Source organism: Verrucomicrobia bacterium CG1_02_43_26, from assembly GCA_001872735.1.
In the GTDB taxonomy this organism is placed as follows: Bacteria; Verrucomicrobiota; Verrucomicrobiia; order Opitutales; family CG1-02-43-26; genus CG1-02-43-26.
Genome location: MNWT01000017.1, coordinates 34,377 through 53,324, shown reverse-complemented (window position 1 = coordinate 53,324; position 18,948 = coordinate 34,377). Strand labels below are relative to the sequence as shown.

The 18,948-nt window shown below is 43.9% G+C and carries 14 protein-coding genes and 1 tRNA gene; 10 read left to right on the top strand and 5 right to left on the bottom strand.

Annotation, left to right across the window (positions count from 1 at the left end; translation table 11 throughout):
* Positions 1-534 precede the first annotated feature (534 nt).
* Both AUJ82_06745 and AUJ82_06740 read right to left on the bottom strand, forming a co-directional pair.
* The gene (locus AUJ82_06745; GenBank protein ID OIO59248.1) at positions 535-3,120 is read right to left on the bottom strand and encodes an ATP-dependent chaperone ClpB; all 2,586 of its coding nucleotides are present in this window, start codon (positions 3,118-3,120) and stop codon (positions 535-537) included.
* Between the two features lie 198 nt (positions 3,121-3,318).
* Complete coding sequence (locus AUJ82_06740) at positions 3,319-3,999, bottom strand: hypothetical protein (protein ID OIO59247.1); 681 nt, start codon at positions 3,997-3,999, stop codon at positions 3,319-3,321.
* Between the two features lie 510 nt (positions 4,000-4,509).
* On the opposite strand from AUJ82_06740, the gene AUJ82_06735 reads away from it, so the two are divergent.
* From AUJ82_06735 to AUJ82_06710, 6 genes are all read left to right on the top strand, one after another.
* Positions 4,510-6,741: a hypothetical protein gene (locus tag AUJ82_06735; GenBank protein ID OIO59242.1), complete on the top strand. Its 2,232-nt coding sequence runs from the start codon at positions 4,510-4,512 to the stop codon at positions 6,739-6,741.
* A gap of 37 nt (positions 6,742-6,778) precedes the next feature.
* Positions 6,779-7,252, top strand: coding sequence for a hypothetical protein (locus tag AUJ82_06730; protein ID OIO59241.1), 474 nt, complete (start codon positions 6,779-6,781; stop codon positions 7,250-7,252).
* 42 nt (positions 7,253-7,294) lie between these two features.
* On the top strand, positions 7,295-8,005 hold the full coding sequence (locus AUJ82_06725; protein ID OIO59240.1) for a hypothetical protein: 711 nt from the start codon (positions 7,295-7,297) through the stop codon (positions 8,003-8,005).
* Between the two features lie 26 nt (positions 8,006-8,031).
* Entirely contained in the window at positions 8,032-10,668 is a 2,637-nt protein-coding gene (locus AUJ82_06720; protein OIO59246.1) for a hypothetical protein, read from the top strand.
* Positions 10,669-10,791: 123 nt separating this feature from the next.
* Positions 10,792-11,934 (top strand): response regulator, encoded by a 1,143-nt coding sequence (locus AUJ82_06715; protein OIO59245.1) that lies wholly within the window; start codon positions 10,792-10,794, stop codon positions 11,932-11,934.
* Positions 11,935-11,963: 29 nt separating this feature from the next.
* The gene (locus tag AUJ82_06710) at positions 11,964-12,368 is read left to right on the top strand and encodes a hypothetical protein (GenBank protein OIO59239.1); all 405 of its coding nucleotides are present in this window, start codon (positions 11,964-11,966) and stop codon (positions 12,366-12,368) included.
* Positions 12,369-12,381: 13 nt separating this feature from the next.
* Here AUJ82_06710 and AUJ82_06705 read toward each other — a convergent pair whose 3' ends face one another.
* Entirely contained in the window at positions 12,382-13,737 is a 1,356-nt protein-coding gene (locus AUJ82_06705; protein OIO59244.1) for an MBL fold metallo-hydrolase, read from the bottom strand.
* A 351-nt stretch (positions 13,738-14,088) separates the two neighbouring features.
* On the opposite strand from AUJ82_06705, the gene AUJ82_06700 reads away from it, so the two are divergent.
* The 3 genes from AUJ82_06700 (at position 14,089) to AUJ82_06690 (ending at position 16,740) form a co-directional block, all read left to right on the top strand.
* Positions 14,089-15,720 (top strand): hypothetical protein, encoded by a 1,632-nt coding sequence (locus AUJ82_06700; protein OIO59238.1) that lies wholly within the window; start codon positions 14,089-14,091, stop codon positions 15,718-15,720.
* 212 nt (positions 15,721-15,932) lie between these two features.
* Positions 15,933-16,562 carry a hypothetical protein gene (locus AUJ82_06695; GenBank protein ID OIO59237.1) on the top strand — a complete coding sequence of 210 codons (630 nt, stop codon included), beginning with the start codon at positions 15,933-15,935 and terminating at the stop codon, positions 16,560-16,562.
* 90 nt (positions 16,563-16,652) lie between these two features.
* Positions 16,653-16,740: transfer RNA gene (locus tag AUJ82_06690), tRNA-Ser, on the top strand.
* A 7-nt stretch (positions 16,741-16,747) separates the two neighbouring features.
* Here the strand turns inward: AUJ82_06690 and AUJ82_06685 are convergent.
* On the bottom strand, positions 16,748-18,052 hold the full coding sequence (locus tag AUJ82_06685) for a hypothetical protein (GenBank protein OIO59236.1): 1,305 nt from the start codon (positions 18,050-18,052) through the stop codon (positions 16,748-16,750).
* A gap of 166 nt (positions 18,053-18,218) precedes the next feature.
* Here AUJ82_06685 and AUJ82_06680 point away from each other — a divergent pair, with 166 nt between their 5' ends.
* Positions 18,219-18,404, top strand: a complete 186-nt coding sequence (locus AUJ82_06680; protein ID OIO59235.1) for a hypothetical protein — start codon at positions 18,219-18,221, stop codon at positions 18,402-18,404.
* 8 nt (positions 18,405-18,412) lie between these two features.
* Here AUJ82_06680 and AUJ82_06675 read toward each other — a convergent pair whose 3' ends face one another.
* Complete coding sequence (locus AUJ82_06675; GenBank protein ID OIO59234.1) at positions 18,413-18,919, bottom strand: signal peptidase II; 507 nt, start codon at positions 18,917-18,919, stop codon at positions 18,413-18,415.
* Positions 18,920-18,948: the final 29 nt, after the last annotated feature.

The following is an 18,948-nucleotide window of genomic DNA, read 5'->3' as shown; positions in this document are numbered from 1 at the left end:
TAGCTTCAGTGATTACTGGAATAGCTATAGAGAAGTGTTCAGCAATCAAACCCACAAAAGCGTGGGTAAAGAAAGTGGTCAAACAGCTCACATTGAGCGTTGGAATAATACGCTTAGACAACGTCTGGGTCGATTTGTTCGCAAAACGCTTTCATTCTCAAAAACTCAACATATGCACGAAATCTGCCTGAAGATCTTCATTTACGAGTATAACCTTTCCCTTAAATCATTCGAGTCGTAAGCATTACCATTTTTGGTTAGGCGTATTGTCAGTCTTTTTAGAAACTGTAATCTTTGGCTCTTCACTCGCTTCGCTTCTAGTAAGGCTACGCAAATCCTTGCTAATGTTTTTTAAAAAGTTAAACATAGCATTAATCCTTTCTTTTGATTGCTGTTTGTACCTAATATATCACAGTTTTCTTAAATCAACAACAAATGGGGTTTTTTATAAAAAGTGAAACTTTGTATATAAATAGAGACAAGCCCAGCATTTGATGACATACTGGGTTGTCTTAAAGAGAATATTGAGAAGCTTTAAGCTTTTACCATTAGCTCATCATTTTTCTCTATGAACTCGATGGTCGAGTTATCCTTAATGTCTCCACTGATGATGCCGCGAGCCAGTTTGGTTTCCATTTGTTTTTGGAAGAAACGCTTGAGGGGACGGGCGCCATAGACGGGGTCATAGCCTTTTTCGGCGACCCAGTTTTCCGCTTTATCGTTTAGCGTGACCGTGATCTTTTTATCTTCGAGACGCTTGTTTAAGTCTTTGAGAAGAAGTTCTACGATTTGCTTGATTTCCTTCAGCGTGAGTGGTTTGAAGAGGATGGTGTCGTCTACACGATTGAGGAATTCTGGGCGGAAGAGACGACGTAATTCTTGCAAGACGGATTCACGGACTGTTTCCGGAATGACGTCTCCGGTGACCCCATCGATGAGGTAGTTACTGCCCACGTTAGAAGTCATGATGATGATGGTGTTTTTGAAGTCAACGGTGCGCCCTTGGGAATCGGTGATGCGACCATCATCCATAATTTGTAGGAGAATATTAAATACATCCGGATGAGCCTTTTCAATTTCGTCGAAGAGAACGACTGAGTAAGGTTTGCGGCGGACTGCTTCTGTGAGCTGACCACCCTCATCATAGCCCACGTAGCCTGGAGGGGCTCCTATGAGACGAGAGACGGAAAATTTTTCCATGTATTCGGACATGTCGATACGGACGATGTTGTCTTCGGTGTCAAACAATGTCTCAGCAAGCGCTTTAGCGAGCTCTGTTTTGCCCACTCCTGTTGGCCCCAAGAATATAAAAGAGCCGATAGGGCGACGAGGATCCTTTATACCGGATCTTGCTCTTAAAATAGCCTCTGTGACGGCAGTGACAGCTTCGTCCTGGCCGACGACCCGTTCATGTAAGACATCCTCGAGGCGTAGGAGTTTTTCCTTTTCCCCTTCTACAAGCCTTGTGACGGGAATGCCTGTCCATTTAGCAACAATGTCTGCAATTTCTACTTGGGAGACCTCTTCTTTAAGTAAAGTACTCTTTCTTTCTGCTTTTTCCAGTTCGGATAATTTAGCTTCTAGTTGGGGGAGCTTGCCATGGCGGAGCTCGGCGGCTTTATTTAGATCGTATTGGCGCTCGGCAATTTCCATTTCCTGGCGAGCTTTCTCGATGTCCTCTCGAACCTTCTGAACCTTTTGTATGGCGGACTTTTCGCCTTCCCATTGGCGCTTCATTTTGTCCGTTTCCTCACGCAAGTCTGCGAGCTCTTTACGCAGAGCCACTAAACGATCCTTGGAAGCTTGATCTTTTTCCTTGGTTAAAGCAGCCTCCTCAATTTCCAACTGCATGACCCGGCGACTTAGGTTATCTAATTCAGCGGGCATGCTATCCATTTCTGTACGAATCATGGCGCACGCCTCGTCTACGAGATCGATTGCCTTATCCGGGAGAAAACGATCAGTGATGTATCTGTGGGAAAGAATAGCAGCTTGGACGAGCGCGTTGTCCTGGATACCTACGCCATGGTGGAGTTCGAAACGCTCCTTGAGACCCCGCAAGATAGAAATCGTGTCCTCTACATTAGGCTGGTCAACAAGCACGGTTTGGAAACGACGTTCGAGAGCGGCATCCTTTTCGATATATTTGCGATATTCATCTAATGTTGTGGCACCGATACAATGCAGTTCTCCTCTAGCCAGCATCGGCTTAAGCATGTTACCGGCATCTATGGCACCTTCTGATTTGCCAGCACCGACGATCGTATGCAGCTCATCGATAAATAAGAGAATCTTTCCCTCGCTACGCTTGATCTCCTGTAAGACAGCTTTGAGACGCTCCTCGAATTCCCCTCGGTATTTGGCACCGGCGAGCAGAGAGCCCATGTCCAGGCTGAAAATGGTTCTATCCTTAAGCCCCTCGGGAACATCGCCACGGACGATTCTATGCGCTAGACCCTCTACGATAGCGGTTTTACCGACACCCGGTTCACCGATTAAAACCGGATTATTTTTTGTTTTACGAGAAAGGATGCGAATGACACGCCTGATCTCATCATCGCGCCCGATGACAGGGTCCAGTTTGCCTGCTTTGACCTGTTGAACCAAGTCTATGCCATACTTTTCTAAAACGTTATAAGTAGATTCCGGATTTTCTGATGTGACTCGTTGGCTGCCCCTGATGCCCTTTAAAGCCTCGATGACATTTGGTTCAAGGATACCGAAGTTTTTGAAAAACTTATCTAACTCGGGATGGTTCTTGACCGTTAAAGCGCCTAAGAACAAATGCTCTACACTGACGAAATCATCCGTCATTTGCTTAGCGATTTCCTGTGCCTTGGTGAACGTATCCTGGAGACCCTGAGTGATATAAATACGAGAGGCATCCACACTGCCCGTGACGGCTGGTAATTTACTGATTTCCTTTTCCAGCGCCAGGCTAACCGCATTCGGGCTGATTTTAAGTTTCTCTAGAATACTGGAGACAATGCCATGATCCTGTTCTACCAAAGTATAGAGCAAATGCCAGTTATCGATTTGCTGGTTATTGTGTTTACGCGCGACATTTTGAGCCTCCATGACAGCCGCACGAGCCATTTCTGTAAATTTACTTAAATCAATATTCATATGGGTTTACACGGTTGCAGAAAGTATTCCAGATTTGACGGAACCCCTAAGTATATTTGTATCACCTTGTTCCTTAGGGGATTATTTTTTGACAAAGCTAAGGGGATAAGTTGTTTTTAGTGTGACAATCTTTAATAAACGTAACGGATGCGCGACAAAATGTCACTTACGAAAAACAAGGATCAATTGGCTTTACCAAACAAACGCAGGTGTACTTTCCTTGAGCTGCTTTTGGGCAGAAGGAGCCAGACGAGTGAAGAACGTGAGACCCGTTAATTCTTCGATCCGATTGATGCTAGTTAAATAAGGCTTTAGCGGCTCGTTACCGGTAACATCTTGTGGGATGATGAAGGCAATTGACCTGATTTTAGTGGGCTCATATTCATCGATCAAAATCTTGTAAAACGCATCCGGTATAGCAATTTGGGCAGGCGGCAGACGCTTGGGAGATTCATTATAATAAATGGGGCCGGTGATGACCCAAATTTCCTTAAATCTTCTGGATAAACGCTTAGCGACCCGCATTTCAAGCCGTTTCCAAATTTTTCTGTTATTATTCGGAGATTGGGGAACAATATTTGACAATAAAAAGGTTTCAATTTGAGCCTTTATACCAGCGGACATCGCGATACCATAATTAGGGGCCATGTGGCCACGGTCAAAACCCGAGCCAGTGTAATTTTCGTGCTTGATTTGGGAAACCGTACGGGAATCCAATTTGAATTTGGAAGGTCTACTAGCGCGTTTGAAATTCTGTTTCCATTCAATGCGATAGGCAGCCCAAGCAGGGTTTTTCATGCTTTCATCATAACCTACGATGTAACCCGTATTGCGTAAAATTTTCAATTTATGGCCATGAGGAAGCCCCCCCAGCGCAAATTTGTCCTTAACGGGAGATTTTTTAATATCGATTAACTCACCCTTACTGAGGGGGATTTTATCGGCGAGGATATCAAGGCAATATTGGAGATTCTCCGGGGTGTTTTCCCCATCGCGAAAGTATTCCAATATGTTGAGCGCGAATGCCTCTGCATTTTCCTGGGCCGGTCTATCCTGATTCACATACCAAATAGCAGTGCCGAAAACAAGGATAACAACGAAAATCGCAACGTAAGCCAGTTTTCTTAACAAAAAAGGCTGAGGAGCCCTTTTCCCCTTTTGGACCCTCTTGCGAGGACTGCTTTGAGATTTATGTTGTTTTGCCATGGCGCATAAGAGATTTTGTGAATATCGGGAGAAGAGTCAAGACAAGGAACTTCTTTGCAGTTAAGAAGATGAATAAAAACATGCTTTCGAGTTTACGGAAGAACGCTCACTGGCTGTAAAACAGCTTGCGAAATAGCGAGTTTAAAGTTAAGTTTAAAGTAAACATTCTTACCATTCATGAATTTCCCCCTAAAATACCAAGTTATTGGCCTTGCCTTAATATCAGCCCTGCTTCCGGCGCTTGTGGTGACGTACCTTGTGTCTAGCAAAGAGTCCCCACTTGTGAAACGAGTTGATGTAGAGATCGACGCCCTTATAACCCAGCAGCTCAAAGAAACACTGGAAGAAGTGTACGGGCTGTGTGAAACATCCAATGATTTAGTAAAGCAGCAAGTGAGCGAGAATTTGAATGTTGCGCGCTTTTTGCTGAGAGAACTAGGGGATGTTAATTTTACTCAAAATCAGCTGGTGCAGTGGAACGCGATTAACCAGTTTACTCGCAAGTCCGTCTCCATTGAGCTTCCCCGAATGAATGTAGGTGATACCTGGTTGGGGCAGAATACTAATTCAACAGTAGAGACACCTGTTGTTGACCAAGTGAGAAGGCTTGTTGGCGGTACGGTTACGATCTTTCAGCGCATGAATACGGAAGGAGATATGTTACGCGTAGCAACGAACGTACAGCAGCTAAACCGTGAGCGAGCGATCGGAACCTATATACCGGCGATCAACCCAAATGGAAGTCAGAATAAAGTGATTTCAACGATTATGTCTGGCCAAACATACCGCGGGCCGGCATATGTCGTGAATGAATGGTATATTAGCGCGTACGAGCCGATTACAGGTATTGGGGGGGATATTGTAGGTGCTCTTTATGTAGGTATTAAACAAGAAGCAGTTGATAGCCTAAGGCGTGCTATTGAAAACGTAAATGTTGGCGTAAATGGTTATGTGTGGGTGCTGCATGGCAGTGATGCTAATTTTAAAGATAATATTATTTTGAAATCCAGGCTGATTAATGACTCCCAAATTATTAACGAAACCACGAAACCTATTTATGACGAGATTCGGAAAAAAGCCTTGCAGCTGACTGCTAATGAACCAGGTGTTCTATACGGTAGCTGGAAAGACCCCAATAGTGATAATGTGACCGAAAAGACAATATATTACACCTATTTTCCTGAATGGGATTGGGTGATTGGAGTGACCTCGTATGATGATGATTATACCACTGTTTTTGCCGAGATAGGAGAAATTTTTCATAACTTGATTCGACAAATCGTTATCGTGGCGGTTGTCAGCTTTCTTATTGTAGGTTTTTTTGCATTCCTGATTGGCAATATGATCGCAAAGCCAATTACGAGTGTGACCAAGATAGCGCACTTAGTTTCTCAGGGAAATATTTCCGCCGCGGGAGATTATATGGCTACCCTTGAGCCCATTAAGATAAGTTTAAGAACTGCGAATAGAGCTAATGAGACAACGTTTTTGTTTCAAGCAATGGAAGCGATGATCGATAGCCTCAATGCTTTAATTGGGCAGGTAAAACGTACTAGCACTCAGTTAATGAGCACAGCGGCTGAAATTTCTGATAATTCATCAACCCAAGAATCCACCGCAAAAGATTTTGGAGCCTTTACCAATGAGATTGCTGCTGCGGTTAAAGAAATATCCTCTACCTCACAAGATTTGTATAGGACGATGAGCAATGTTTCTGAAGCGGCCCATAGTACGACTTCTATGGCAGATGCCGGTAGAAGCGAGTTAGCTGGTATGGAGTCTACGATGCAAAATTTAACCCAAGCTACAACCTCTATATCATCCAAATTAACGATTATAACAGAGAAAGCCGGTAACATTAACAGTGTTGTGACCACCATTGCGAAAGTAGCAGACCAGACGAATTTACTTTCCTTAAACGCGTCTATAGAAGCGGAAAAAGCAGGCGAATATGGTTTAGGCTTTGCGGTTGTCGCGCGTGAAATACGTAGGTTGGCGGACCAAACCGCACTCGCCACCCTTGATATCGAGCAAATGGTAAAAGAGATGCAATCTTCGGTTACGGCAGGTGTTATGGAGATGGATAAGTTTACGGAAGAAGTGAGAAGCGGTGTGAGCGAGGTGGCCCAAATTAGTGAACACCTTGAGAAGATTATACAACAAGTGCAGAAATTGACACCTCGATATGAAGCGATTAAAGAAGGCATGCAATCACAGTCTCAGGGCGCTCAACAGATCAATGACGCGATGGTCAATCTTACGGAAGCCGCAGACCGAACTGCTCATTCGGCCCATAAATTTCAAACCGCTACGGAAGCTTTACGTGAATCGATTGATAGCCTAAGGAAAGAAATTTCCCGTTTTAATGTTGCTGAAGACAAAGGGACTTCCCGACACAAATTACTTTAAAATCCAGAATCGTTTTTAAACTCCTTTCAAAGAAAATATGTTACTCGTGCTCTTTCAGATGGGAAAATACAAATACGGGATATCTACCGATGATATTCTTGAGATTATCCCTATGGTAGAGACGCGTGAGCTGCCTAAGACACCGGATTATATTTTAGGAATCTTTGATTATCACGGGCACGTGGTTCCCTTAATAGACCTATGTAAAATGACAACGGGTGAGTTTGCGAAACGCGTATTAAGTACGCGTATTATCATTGCTAAACTAAAAGACCCGCATAAGAAGAACGATATGATTGGTCTATTGGCTGAAAAAATGACGGATAACCTGGAAGTTGATCCGAAGGACTTTGAAGATCCCGGTGTTGCTGCATCTAAGGATGCGCTTTATTTAGGATCTATTGTGAAAGTAGACAACGACTATATACAGTATGTAGACATACATAGTTTGTTAAGCGAAGAGACGAGAAGATCGCTTTTTCAGGATGAAGAAGAATCTACTACCCATTAATTTTACTAAACAAGACGAGAAGACACGATAACATTTAACCCTATGCCGAATCCTAAGAATAGATCACCCAGCCCAAGGCAAACAGGTGAAGAACCGAACCGCTGCTGGAGCAGGATAGGAGTCTGGGGGAATCGTACGTGTGCGGAGTTAGATACAGTGGAACATTGCTTGAATTGCCCTGTTTATCATTCATCCGGTAGAACCCTTTTAGACAGGCCTCCCCCTGAAGGTTACACTAAAGAGTGGACAGAAGTATTTCGGCATGCAGTTGTTGAGGAGTATCAGAAATCGACCCCAGTGTTTGCCTTTAGAATAGAAGCGGAGTGGTTGGCACTGCCGATGAGCGCAGTTATTGAAATCACAGAAAGAAAATCTATTCACACATTGCCACACCGAAGCAACAACGTGTTACTTGGAATTACAAACGTGCGAGGCGAATTACATATAGCCGTATCCCTATCCGCCCTTTTAGGATTAGAGAGACTCAGCGACGTGAAGCCTATGCAGTCTATTAATTACCGGCAATACCCGCGTGCGCTTGTCTTTGGGCATGAAGGTGAAGATTTCGTGACCCCGGTTGATGAAGTTTTTGGTGTTGTACAATATAATGCGAAACAACTTGCGCCTAATCCCGTTACGTTGACAAAAACCCTAGCTGCGTTTACCCGAGGTATTTTTGAATATAAAGAGCGACCTATGGGGTTACTGGATGAAGAACTGTTAGTACTTTCCTTGCAAAAGAATTATCTATGAGTGAAGACAATGCGAGCGATCCTTCAATGTTTCAAATATTTCGTCAGGAAGTGGATACACACCTGTCTGCCCTTCAGGATGGCCTGTTGAACTGGGAAAATAATTTCTCTGATGAGGCGCTTGTGAAAGGCTTAATGCGAGCGGCGCATTCTATGAAAGGGGCAGCCGGTATTTTTGGAATGGATAATGCCAAACACCTGGCGCATGCGATGGAGGACTTTTTTGTATCTGTACAGAAAGGTGAGACTGAGCCAGCAAGCCAAGATATTGATATGTTGCTTGCCGCGGTGGATATGTTACTCGAGATACCCAAGCTAGCTGAATCTGAGTTGACGAAATGGCCGATTGGGCGTATGGACGAATTAGTATCATTGCAAAATGAAATTAAAGCCAGAATAGCAAAAGGAAAGACGACTGCCGCTAATCAAATCGTCCAAACAGAGCAACCCGAAACGATTACAGCGAAGCCCCAAAGCGGTGTTATGGGGATGTTTAAAAGTGAAACCCGTTCACGGGTTAAGAAGATAAGAGAAACGCTTGTAAATATTCAAGAGATACCCACCGCACTGGCAAAAGGAATAGATGCGATACGCCCCTCTGTGGAGGCCATGGTTAATCTTGCGGGGATTGTTAATCAAGAAGCGACTGCGGAGAACGCAAAGCGGTTAATCGCATTATTAGCGGCTCAGAATAAAGAAAAGCCCTTGGACCCTAATTTTTTAAAAGCAGCAAATGATATACTAGACGAGATAGAAAGCACGCTTTCAGCGCTAGAAACTGAGCCCTCTATAACAGAAATTTCCGAAAAACCGAAACCGATTGTTCCACCTGCACCTAAAGGCGTTTTTTCGGGCCGTTCCGCTCAAGTACAGAAGGCAAGGATGCCAACGCCTAACCCCTTTAGGAAAAATTCGTTACAAGGAACAGATTATGATTTTCCGATACGCGTTTCCGCGAAGAGCCTGAATAAGATTATGGCTCTGGCGGCAGAGTCTATGATAGAAGTGAAAAGACTTAGCGGTTTTAGGGACGGCTTGTTGAAGTTGAAACAATTTCAGAATAATTTGAGCCTGATTATTAATAATTCGCTAGAGAGCTATTATGCGCAAAGTGATGCTAATTTATTGCTGCATTCCTTTAAGACTATACATGATAACGTTGAAAAATATAGAGGAATTATTCGGGATCAGCTTGATGGGTATGATTCCCTCCTGAAGGATTATACCGGAAGAACAAATCACTTATACCATGAAGTGCTCTTTAGCCGGATGAGGCCATTTGTGGATCGCGCACACGCATTCCCGAGGCTGGTTCGGGATACGAGCCGTTTATTGGGTAAAAAAATACGCTTTGAGTTGATAGGCGAGCGGACACCCGTGGACAGGGAAATTTTAGAGAAACTTGAGTCTCCGATCAACCACATGCTCAGGAACGCCTGCGATCACGGGATAGAGAGCCCGGCAGAGCGCGCAAAGACGGACAAACCCGAGGTAGCAACGATTCAGATAGAAGCTAGACATAATGCGGGTATGCTGCTCGTAGAGATCAGAGATGACGGGCATGGTATTGATGCTGAGAAGATTAGAAAAAGAATTCTTGATAAAGGACTTGTGACCCCAGAAATGGCAGAGACGCTGACCCAGGATGAGGTGATGGAGTTTTTGTTTTTGCCCGGTTTTTCTTCTGCTGAGAAAGTGACCGAAATTTCAGGACGCGGGGTTGGCCTGGATGTTGTGAACAATTTAATGCAAGAATTGGGTGGGACAGCTAAGATAAAATCTGAGTTAGGGAATGGGACCTCTATAATGCTCCGCATGCCGATTACACGGTCTGTGATTAGGACATTATTGATTGGGATTGATGGGGAGTGTTATGCCATTCCGCTGAGCCGTATTGACCGTACGCTACGGATACAGCATGATCAGATTTTGGCGATGGAGAACCATCAATATTTTCATTTAGGGGATCAGAATATAGGAGTGGTATCTGCTCGAGAAGTACTTGGACTGGAGTCGGTTATTCCCAGTGAAGGCAATATACCAGTTGTGCTCATCGGAAAAGATGATTTGCTGTATGCTATTATAGTGGATCAATTTCTGGGGGAGACGGATTTGGCAGTAAGGCCCCTAGATAGAAGGTTGGGTAAAGTTCCTTGTGTGAGTGCTGCGGCGTTGACGGAGGATGGAGGCCCTGTGTTGATCATGGATATAGACGATTTGATTAATAATATCGACAAGCTTTTATCTAAGGGGAAGTTGGGCACGCCACTGAAGTCAAAAAAAGCAGACACTTCCGGCGTGAAAAAAGTATTAGTGGTGGATGACTCAGCGACCGTTCGAGAAACGGAGCGTCAGATTTTAGAGCAAGCCGGGTTTGTAGTAGAAGTGGCCCAAGATGGCGTAGACGGTTGGAATACATTGCGATTAGGGAAATTTAACCTCGTGGTTACAGATGTTGATATGCCTCGCATGAATGGTTATGAGTTTGTTTCATTGATGCGCGATGATCCTGAATATAAGAACATACCCGTTATCATGATATCTTATAAAGACCGTGAAGAAGACTACCAGAAAGGGCTGAAGTCCGGTGTGAACCTCTACTTGACGAAGAGTAGTTTTCGCGATGATAGTTTTATAAAAGCAGTGAAGGAGTTGATATTATGACTAATTTATGCTATGTTTGTTATTAATTATAAGAGATGAATGACGCTAACTAGAATTCCATTTCATGCAGTTGAAGATTCTGTTCGTAAGGTAACGACCGGCGAGCATACGATAACGGTGTTGATGGTTGATGATCAGGCATTGTTTGGGCAAGCTGTACGCAATATGTTATCGGATCAGCCTGATATTAAATTTCATTTTTGCGATAAACCGACCGAAGCCCTTAAAGTCGCGGAAGAGATACGCCCAACGGTGATATTGCAGGACTTGCTGATGCCGGATATTGATGGGTTGACGATGGTGAAGTTTTTTAGGGCAAACCCGGTGACCAAGGAAGTGCCGATGATTGTATTGTCATCTCGCGAGGAAGCGGATGTTAAGTCTGAGGCCTTTGCGCTAGGCGCAAATGACTACATGGTGAAGTTACCAGATAAATTGGAAGTGTTGGCTCGTATACGGTATCACTCGCGTGCTTATATTAATTTATTGCAGCGGAATGAGGCGTATAGTGCTTTGGTGGCTAGCCAGGAAGCCTTGAAGTCTGAACTGGCTGAGGCAGAGCGGTATATTAAATCATTATTACCGGCTAAAATAGATAGCGAGCATTTGAAGACGGACTGGGTATATACCCCCTCGACCGATTTAGGAGGAGATGCCTTTGGCTATCATTGGTTGGACGATGAGCATTTCGCTATTTATTTGCTGGATGTGTGTGGGCATGGCGTGGGCGCTTCGCTGCTTTCTGTGTCGGCGATGAATGTGTTGCGCTCAGAAAGCCTTCGCGGAGTTGACTTTTTGAAACCCACTTCTGTTTTAAGCGGTTTGAATGAAGCGTTTGACATGGATAAGCAAAACCAGATGTATTTTACGCTGTGGTACGGTATATATAACCGAACGACAAGGATTTTAGAATATGCCTCAGGGGGGCATCCCCCATCGATTTTAGTTCGAGCCAAAGGTACTGAAATCAAACATTTGATGACGCATGGTATTGTTATCGGCGGGATGCCTGGTGCGCCCTTTCCTCAAGCCTCGATAGAAATTGAACCGAACGACAAATTGTATGTTTTTAGCGATGGTGTTTATGAAGTTACCCCCCCTGGACAAAAGGAAACCATTACGGTAGATGATTATGCGGCGGCGCTTGTAGAACCGCCTATAAAAGGATTGTCTAAAGTAAAATCAATGGTGAAGTTCTCCCAAGACGCCCAGCAGAAAGAACCTTTTGAAGATGATTATTCTTTAGTTGAAATATGTTTTCTGTGATATAAGTTATTATCTTTGACCTATAATTGATGAAATTCACCTACCCCAATAGCCTAAAATCCCTAGAGAAGCTTGCAAGCGACTTGGAAGTCTTTCAAGAGAAGGCTAATATTGATTCGAAAGCAATATTCGAGCTCAATCTGTGCATGGATGAGATCATCACAAACATCATTTTATATGGATTTGAAGACAAAGATCTCCATACGATCGATGTGATATTGGATTGGACCGACCAGGAAATTATTGTGGTGATTTCTGATACAGGAAAACCCTTTGATCCCTTGAAAGACGCGCCCGTGCCTAATATAGAAGCTGAGATTGAAGATAGGCCGGTAGGAGGCTTAGGGGTATACTTTTTGAAACAATATCTGGATTCCGTGAACTATATACGAGAAGGTAACAGCAATAGGCTTGTTTTGCGGAAAAAGCGATAAGCGCAAGTATTGACTAGACTTGGTACAGAACCCCAGGTGCTGGGTCTATGACTTTGGTTTCCGGCATCAGGAGAGCGAGCTCTTGGTCAAACCAAAGGCGGGAAGATTCTTCGCCGTGAGTGAGGACAATGGCGCGCGGTGAGACCTTTTGAGCATAGTTGAGAAGTTCATCTCTGTCTGCATGGCCACTGAGGTCAAAAGAATGGATATGTGCTCTTACGGGGGCAACGTAATCCATGTCATCAAAGAGGAAAGCATCACCCTGTTGAGCTTTGAGCAGTTTCCCTCCCGCGGTATCGGGATCACAGTAGCCTACAAAGCAAATACTGTTATGGTGGTGCTCCAGCATGGCTGCTGCAACGTAATAAGAAGGTGTCTTGGGGATGACCATGCCACTGCTAAGAATATATATTCCTGGCGGAACATCTTGACCTGCACGAATTTTCCGCGGAAGAGGCCTTACCTTTAAGTTGTGAACCGTTTTGCGACGGAAGTGAGGGCCAAAATTCTTTTTAGATAAAGAATCCAAGTAGTCCACGAGATCCATGCCCAAGCCGGAGCTATAAATCGGGCAGGCTGATAATTTTTTATCAGATCGAGCCTTTTCCAAAATAGCAAAGAGCTCTTGCATACGCCCCAGAGCAAAAGCAGGGATAAGGCAGGAGCCGCCTCTGCTGAGGGCATGGTTAATGGTCTCGATAAGGCGATTTGTTTCTGTTTCGCGATTAGAAAGAGATTCGCGTTGTGTCGAGCCACGCGTGGTTTCCAATATGAGTGTATCGAACGGGCCATCCGGGAATTTGGCACCCGGGAGCGTGAGCTGGTCTTGGAAAAGAACATCGCCGGTGAAGAATATTTTTCTATGCTTGTATTGCAGTTCGACCCCTACAGCACCAGCTATATGGCCTGCGGGGTGAAAAGTGATATTGATTGAACTCCCATTCTTTATAAATTCCTTTTTTAGCGAGAAAGGCATAGGGAGAAAATGCTCCTTTAATTTTTCGATCTCAGAAGGGTAGTAGAGTGGGTATTCCGGGACATTGAGCTCCTCCTTGATCTTTGTCATGACATTGTAGGAGTTTTTGAGCATGCGGGGAGCCAGAATAGTTGACGCATGGCTGGCGAGGATTTGGGCTTGAGGTTGCTTGCGGAGAATAACAGGTAGAGCGCCCAGGTGGTCTAGGTGGCAGTGTGTAAGGATGATATAGTCTAAGGAATAATCCTCAACTAAAGAAAAGTCTGGCATGGCGGCAAAACCGTTTTCCTTAGGATCTATGCCGGCATCAACCAAGAGCTTGAAAGGGCCGATCTCGATATAAAAAGAATTTGCGCCGATCCGTCTGGAGTTACTGAGGTCTATTAAATTCATGCATATATTGTCTTCTGAGAATATCATTGTCGCAGCAGTATACCAGATTTTTGTGAGGTTTGACAGACTTTTGAGAGAGGCCGTCATCGTTATGGCTTTTTAAAATTATAATTCCGGTTCAGTTATTCGTAGTGCGCGGTTGAATTGTCGTTCTTAGGATGAGTTATTTTGAAGTGTGGTTGTGTTAAAACGCCTATCATTCGGTTTTCATATAAATAGATAATATGCAACTATTTGCAGTTAGGATATGATTTAATTGTTATGGATATTTTTTAATTATTTTGTTTTTGGTTTGACGTATCTTCTGAAGAATTACAAGTTACGAAGCATTGTAACCCAATAACCCAAACGATGTATAGTATAGTTAAAACAGAAGGGGAAAATTGCTTCAATTGCAGTAATCGTCTTGAAGATAAAAATGATTCCAAACAAAACAAAGTTTTAGGAAAGCGAAAAATTTCTGAGATTTCAACAGGACGAAAACCGCTGGGTGAGATTTTTGCTTCTAAGCAAAATTACTCTTTGGAGGAATCAATTTATAACAGGGAAGTTAATCAAAATACCATCAAGGTGTTGGGATTAAAGGGTTCAACAGACTTTAAAGAATACGAAATAGACATACTTGAGCTCTACGTAAAGAGTGAGCATTATAATGAGGATATTTTAAAAGATCTGGAGATGAACGGGTGTAAGATATTGTTTTACGCCTATTGTGTTTTAAAAGAAGGAGAGATTAATCTCATGGCGATCAAGACTTTAAGTAATGCGGCTCTTCGTTTAGGAGTTGCTATAGGGATAACGAATACATACGTACTCAGGGGTGCTTATGAATTTGCGCCACAGTGGTTGTCGCTATCTTGGTTATTGCCGGGATCTGAAGAGAAAAAATTGATTCAGGATTTTTGGTGTACCGTGGAACCGAGCAAAAAGCTTTTGGCTATTGAAGGCCATTTGAAAAAAGCATTGGAAAAATGTGAGAAGAAAGATGAGGCGCGTTTTTTTGAAGCATTGTTATTGGTTGCTATTAGTAAAGCAGATCATGTTTTTGGTGAGTATTGGATTGAAACTCTGAAAACATACGAGACATTTTTAGAGCAGTTGCAGAAACGAAAGAGCGCGGAGATGTGTTATCTTTTGGGAAAGTTGTATCTCGCTCTCAAGTCTCACAAATTTGTTTCCAAAGAATTAAAGATCTCATTCATCGATAGGGCGATGACTTTGATCAAGATTGCGGCCAGGGGTGGCCATTCAGCCGCGATGATACGGTGGGCTGAATATTTGTATCGAGAGGAGAAGGAAGATAGCGCGCTTTATTGGATAAAGTGCGCAAAGCAAAAAGATAGCGAAGCTGGTTATTATTATTGGGGGGTTCATCTATTAAATAATGATGAGGATGACAAAGAGAACAGGAAGAGTGAATCGGAAGCCTATGACTTGTTATGTTTGGCTAGGAAGCTGGGTTTCCCTAAAGCGGCATCTGGACTGGCTTATCACTATATCGTGCAGTATAATAATAATTTGGGGGAAAGAGGTGAAAATCTTCAAAAAGCACTTTCGTATTGGATGATTGACTTGAGGGAGAATTGGTATTGGGGGGATTTTTTGGTCACATTTAGTGATTTGGAAAAATTCTTCGAGTTAAAAGATAATTGGCCGATCGTTTTTGGTGGTTTAGCCGAGTCGTTTGGGTACGAGCTGCAGCAGCAAGAAAAATTGGATGAAAAAGAAGAGCAGATTATCAAAAAGAAGGTGTGTGAGATGATTGTAGCATCTGGTATTGTGGCATATGATGAGTTATTTAAAAAAATACTGGCCAATCTTGAAGAAGAAGATCTCGCTAAACGGCTGTATGTGCTATTGCACTCTTACATGCGTTATAAGGGAAAATATTACGGTTTGACAGATGAAACACTCGCAAGAGGGGTGCAAGGGTTAGGGAAGTTTATCTTGAAATTGTTGGAGGTAAATGAAAAGAAAGAGTGATCGCGGATTGACTTTTGGTGTTTTTTTATATGACGGTTGGAATGAGCAAAAAATTATATGGGACGGGGCAACTTAATTGACTGAACAAATCAATTAAGTTGTCTTGGTCCATTATTAATTAGGGAGCTCCTCTCGGCTAATATCTTGACATGGAGGGTATTAAATTGTAAGATATCCATAGATATTAATATTAAATTGGACTTTTTAAGCAAATGGATCGGGCAAGAGAGATAAGAAAAAAGGCAAGAGGGAATACAATTGTACCCTTTTTCCCGCGTGGGGGGACAAGTGAGCCGGAGTTAGAAGCTAAACCCAAAGATTATAAGAAGCGGGTTAGAAAAGCTTATTGGTTTGATGTCGAAGAAGACGAATACCCTGGGCCACCCGATGCCTATTTAGCGTATTTAGATAGTGATGGGAAGATACGAGCGTTTAGGAAAATGGTTTCTAGTCGACGTGCGAAAATCATTATGGATACCCGTTATGATGCGGAGAAGAAACGTGGTTTGCGGGGAAAAAACCAATACCGCATTAAGATACAAGAGTTATTTACTTTTATTAATGACACGCACCCGCAAGTGGTTGTGCGGTTGATACAGATTTTTGACAGGAAGATAGGAGAGGGGCTTATTGGGAATGTTGCCCAGATGGAGGCTTTTTATAAAAAGTGTTCTGAGCTGGCAAGTTGCTTGAAAATCTTTTTGGAGAAGTCTGAATTTTACGGGAATTTCAAAGTGGATTCGGACGATATCATCGATGATCTGTTCCAGACGGGATTCTCGGAAGAGAAGCAGCGCAAGCACGATGAGCAGCATGGGGATTACTTCAAGGGCTCAGAGTAGCCCTTAAAATTAATTGCCCGGAGTTTAAGAAAAGGACTGGACATTTGGCGCTGGGGGTGCCATAAAGTTTGGATACGTTATTTTGTGCACGGAAGGGTGGCAGAGTGGCCGATCGCGGCGGTCTTGAAAACCGCTGAGCTGAAAGGCTCCGGGGGTTCGAATCCCTCCCCTTCCGCCATTAATAACTAAAAAGTTAACGCGCCTGCGATCGTTGAGCTTAAGAAACAAGCGAGGTTACCACTGATAACAGCCAAGAAGGCCAGCCGAGAGACTGTGCTGCGTTGGTTAGCGGCAAGCGCGCCGAAGCCACAGATTTGAACCCCCATAGAGGTGAAGTTGGCAAAGCTGCAAAGCGCATAACTGGCTAAGGTAATAGAATGAGGATCTGTTATCTGACCCGTTCTGAGACCGTTTCCTAGGCTGATGTAGGCAACAATTTCGTTTAGAACAACTTTCTCTCCCAGTAATTGGCCAACGTAGAGGAGATCTGGTGTGGGCACGCCGATGACCCAGGCAAAGGGGGCAAAGAGGATACCGAAGACAAATTGAAGAGTAAAGGCATCATAAAAGCCGCCTGTGAGTTTGGCGATTAACGGATTTATGCCCAGAAGCGCGCCAACGCCATCTGCCAGAGCCCAGTTACAGAGGGAAATGAGGGCTGTGAAAGAGATTAGAATAGCTCCGATAATGAGGGCTACTCGTAGACCTTCGTCTGTCCCCTTGGAAAAAGCATCAACTACATTTGCGCCCATATCCTCGTAATGAATTTCGACATCTTTATCAACGGGGCCATGTTTGGGAATCATGATGTGGGCGATGACGAGAGCCGCTGGGGCGGAAAGAATGGAGACGATGAGGAGGTTATTTGCAAATTGAAGGCGGGCAACGGGGTCTTCACCGCCTAAGATGCCAATGAAAGCGATCATGACGGTACCGGAGATCGTGGCCATACCACTTGTCATGACGCAGAACATTTCCGAACGGCTCATGGTGGCGAGGTAAGGTTTGATGAGAAGGGGAGCGGTTATTTGGCTTAGGAAGACGTTTGCTGCGGCTGCGAGGCATTCCGCACCGGAGAGCTGGAAGGTATGTGTAAGTAGGAACGCAAAGCCCTTTACGATTTTAGGTAAGATTTTAAAGTAGTAGAGGAGGGAAGAAAATGCGGCAAAGAAGATGATGTTCGGCAGGATATGGAAGGCGACTATGTAGCCGTAGCTTTTTGTGTTTGTTACGAGGTCTCCGAAGACAAAGGCGGCACCGATATCGCTAAACTCCATGAGCCTTATAAAGAACATAGACACCTGATTAATTGCGAATTGGGCCCAGGAGACTTTGAGCATAAGGAATGCTAGTACAATGATAAAGCCAAGCCCGCTCCAGACGATACGCCATTTGATGTTTTTACGGTCACGGCTTAAGAAATAAGCGCATGCAATGAGGACAAATATGCCGAGAGAGGCACGACCATAATGGGATAACTGGGCTAGCATTGGGTAATAACTTGGTTAAAATTACCAAAATGATGGCGGCTTTTTCTGAGGTTGTAAATCGTTTTTTGAACGGAAATGAATAATTGGTGCGGTTCGGTTCAATGAGAAAAGCAAAAGAGCTTTCCAACGGAGGGCTCTTAGTGAAAGGTAGAGTAGATTAACTTCGATGATTACAAAAATGTCTGACAAAAATATCGATATTCAGGTAAACGAGCATGTGGACTTAGTTGTTTCTCAGTATGTAGTAGATGCAAATGTAATCCTTTATTACAGTCATCGTGAACTAGATGAGTCGATGAAAGATGTCACTGAAGAACGAGAACAGAAACTGGAAAAAATAGACGCAGCCTAAAGGATCTTTTATTGTTTGGAGCTGCTTGTTTGCTGTTTTGAGCGGAAGGTTTCGTAGAGGCTGTAGAGGAGGTATAGGGTGACACCGGTGGTGATGCCGATGTCCGCTATATTAAAAGCGGGCCAGCGGTAGCCGGGGAGGTGAATGTCTATGAAATCTATGACATAGCCGTATTGAAAGCGGTCTATGAGGTTGCCGATGATGCCGCCGGTGAGGAGGCCGAAGGCGTATTGGACCATGGGCGCTTTTAGGCCAATGGTATGGCGGAAAAAGAATATAAGAATGAGAGTGATCAGGGCAAAGACGCCAAGAATAAAGCTGTAGCCGGAGAATATGCCCCAGACAGCACCCTCGTTGTGGATGTGGACGATATAGAAGAACTTCTTAATAACCGGGATGGGAGCCGGGTAGTAGTAGGTGTTTACCGGTATGTTCGCGAGTACCCAGAGCTTTGAGAGTAGATCGAAGACGAGCACGAAGGCAGCCACAACAAAATACCGAATGTATGATTGCATTCGGCATAGTGTGGAAAGTGTGGTCGGGG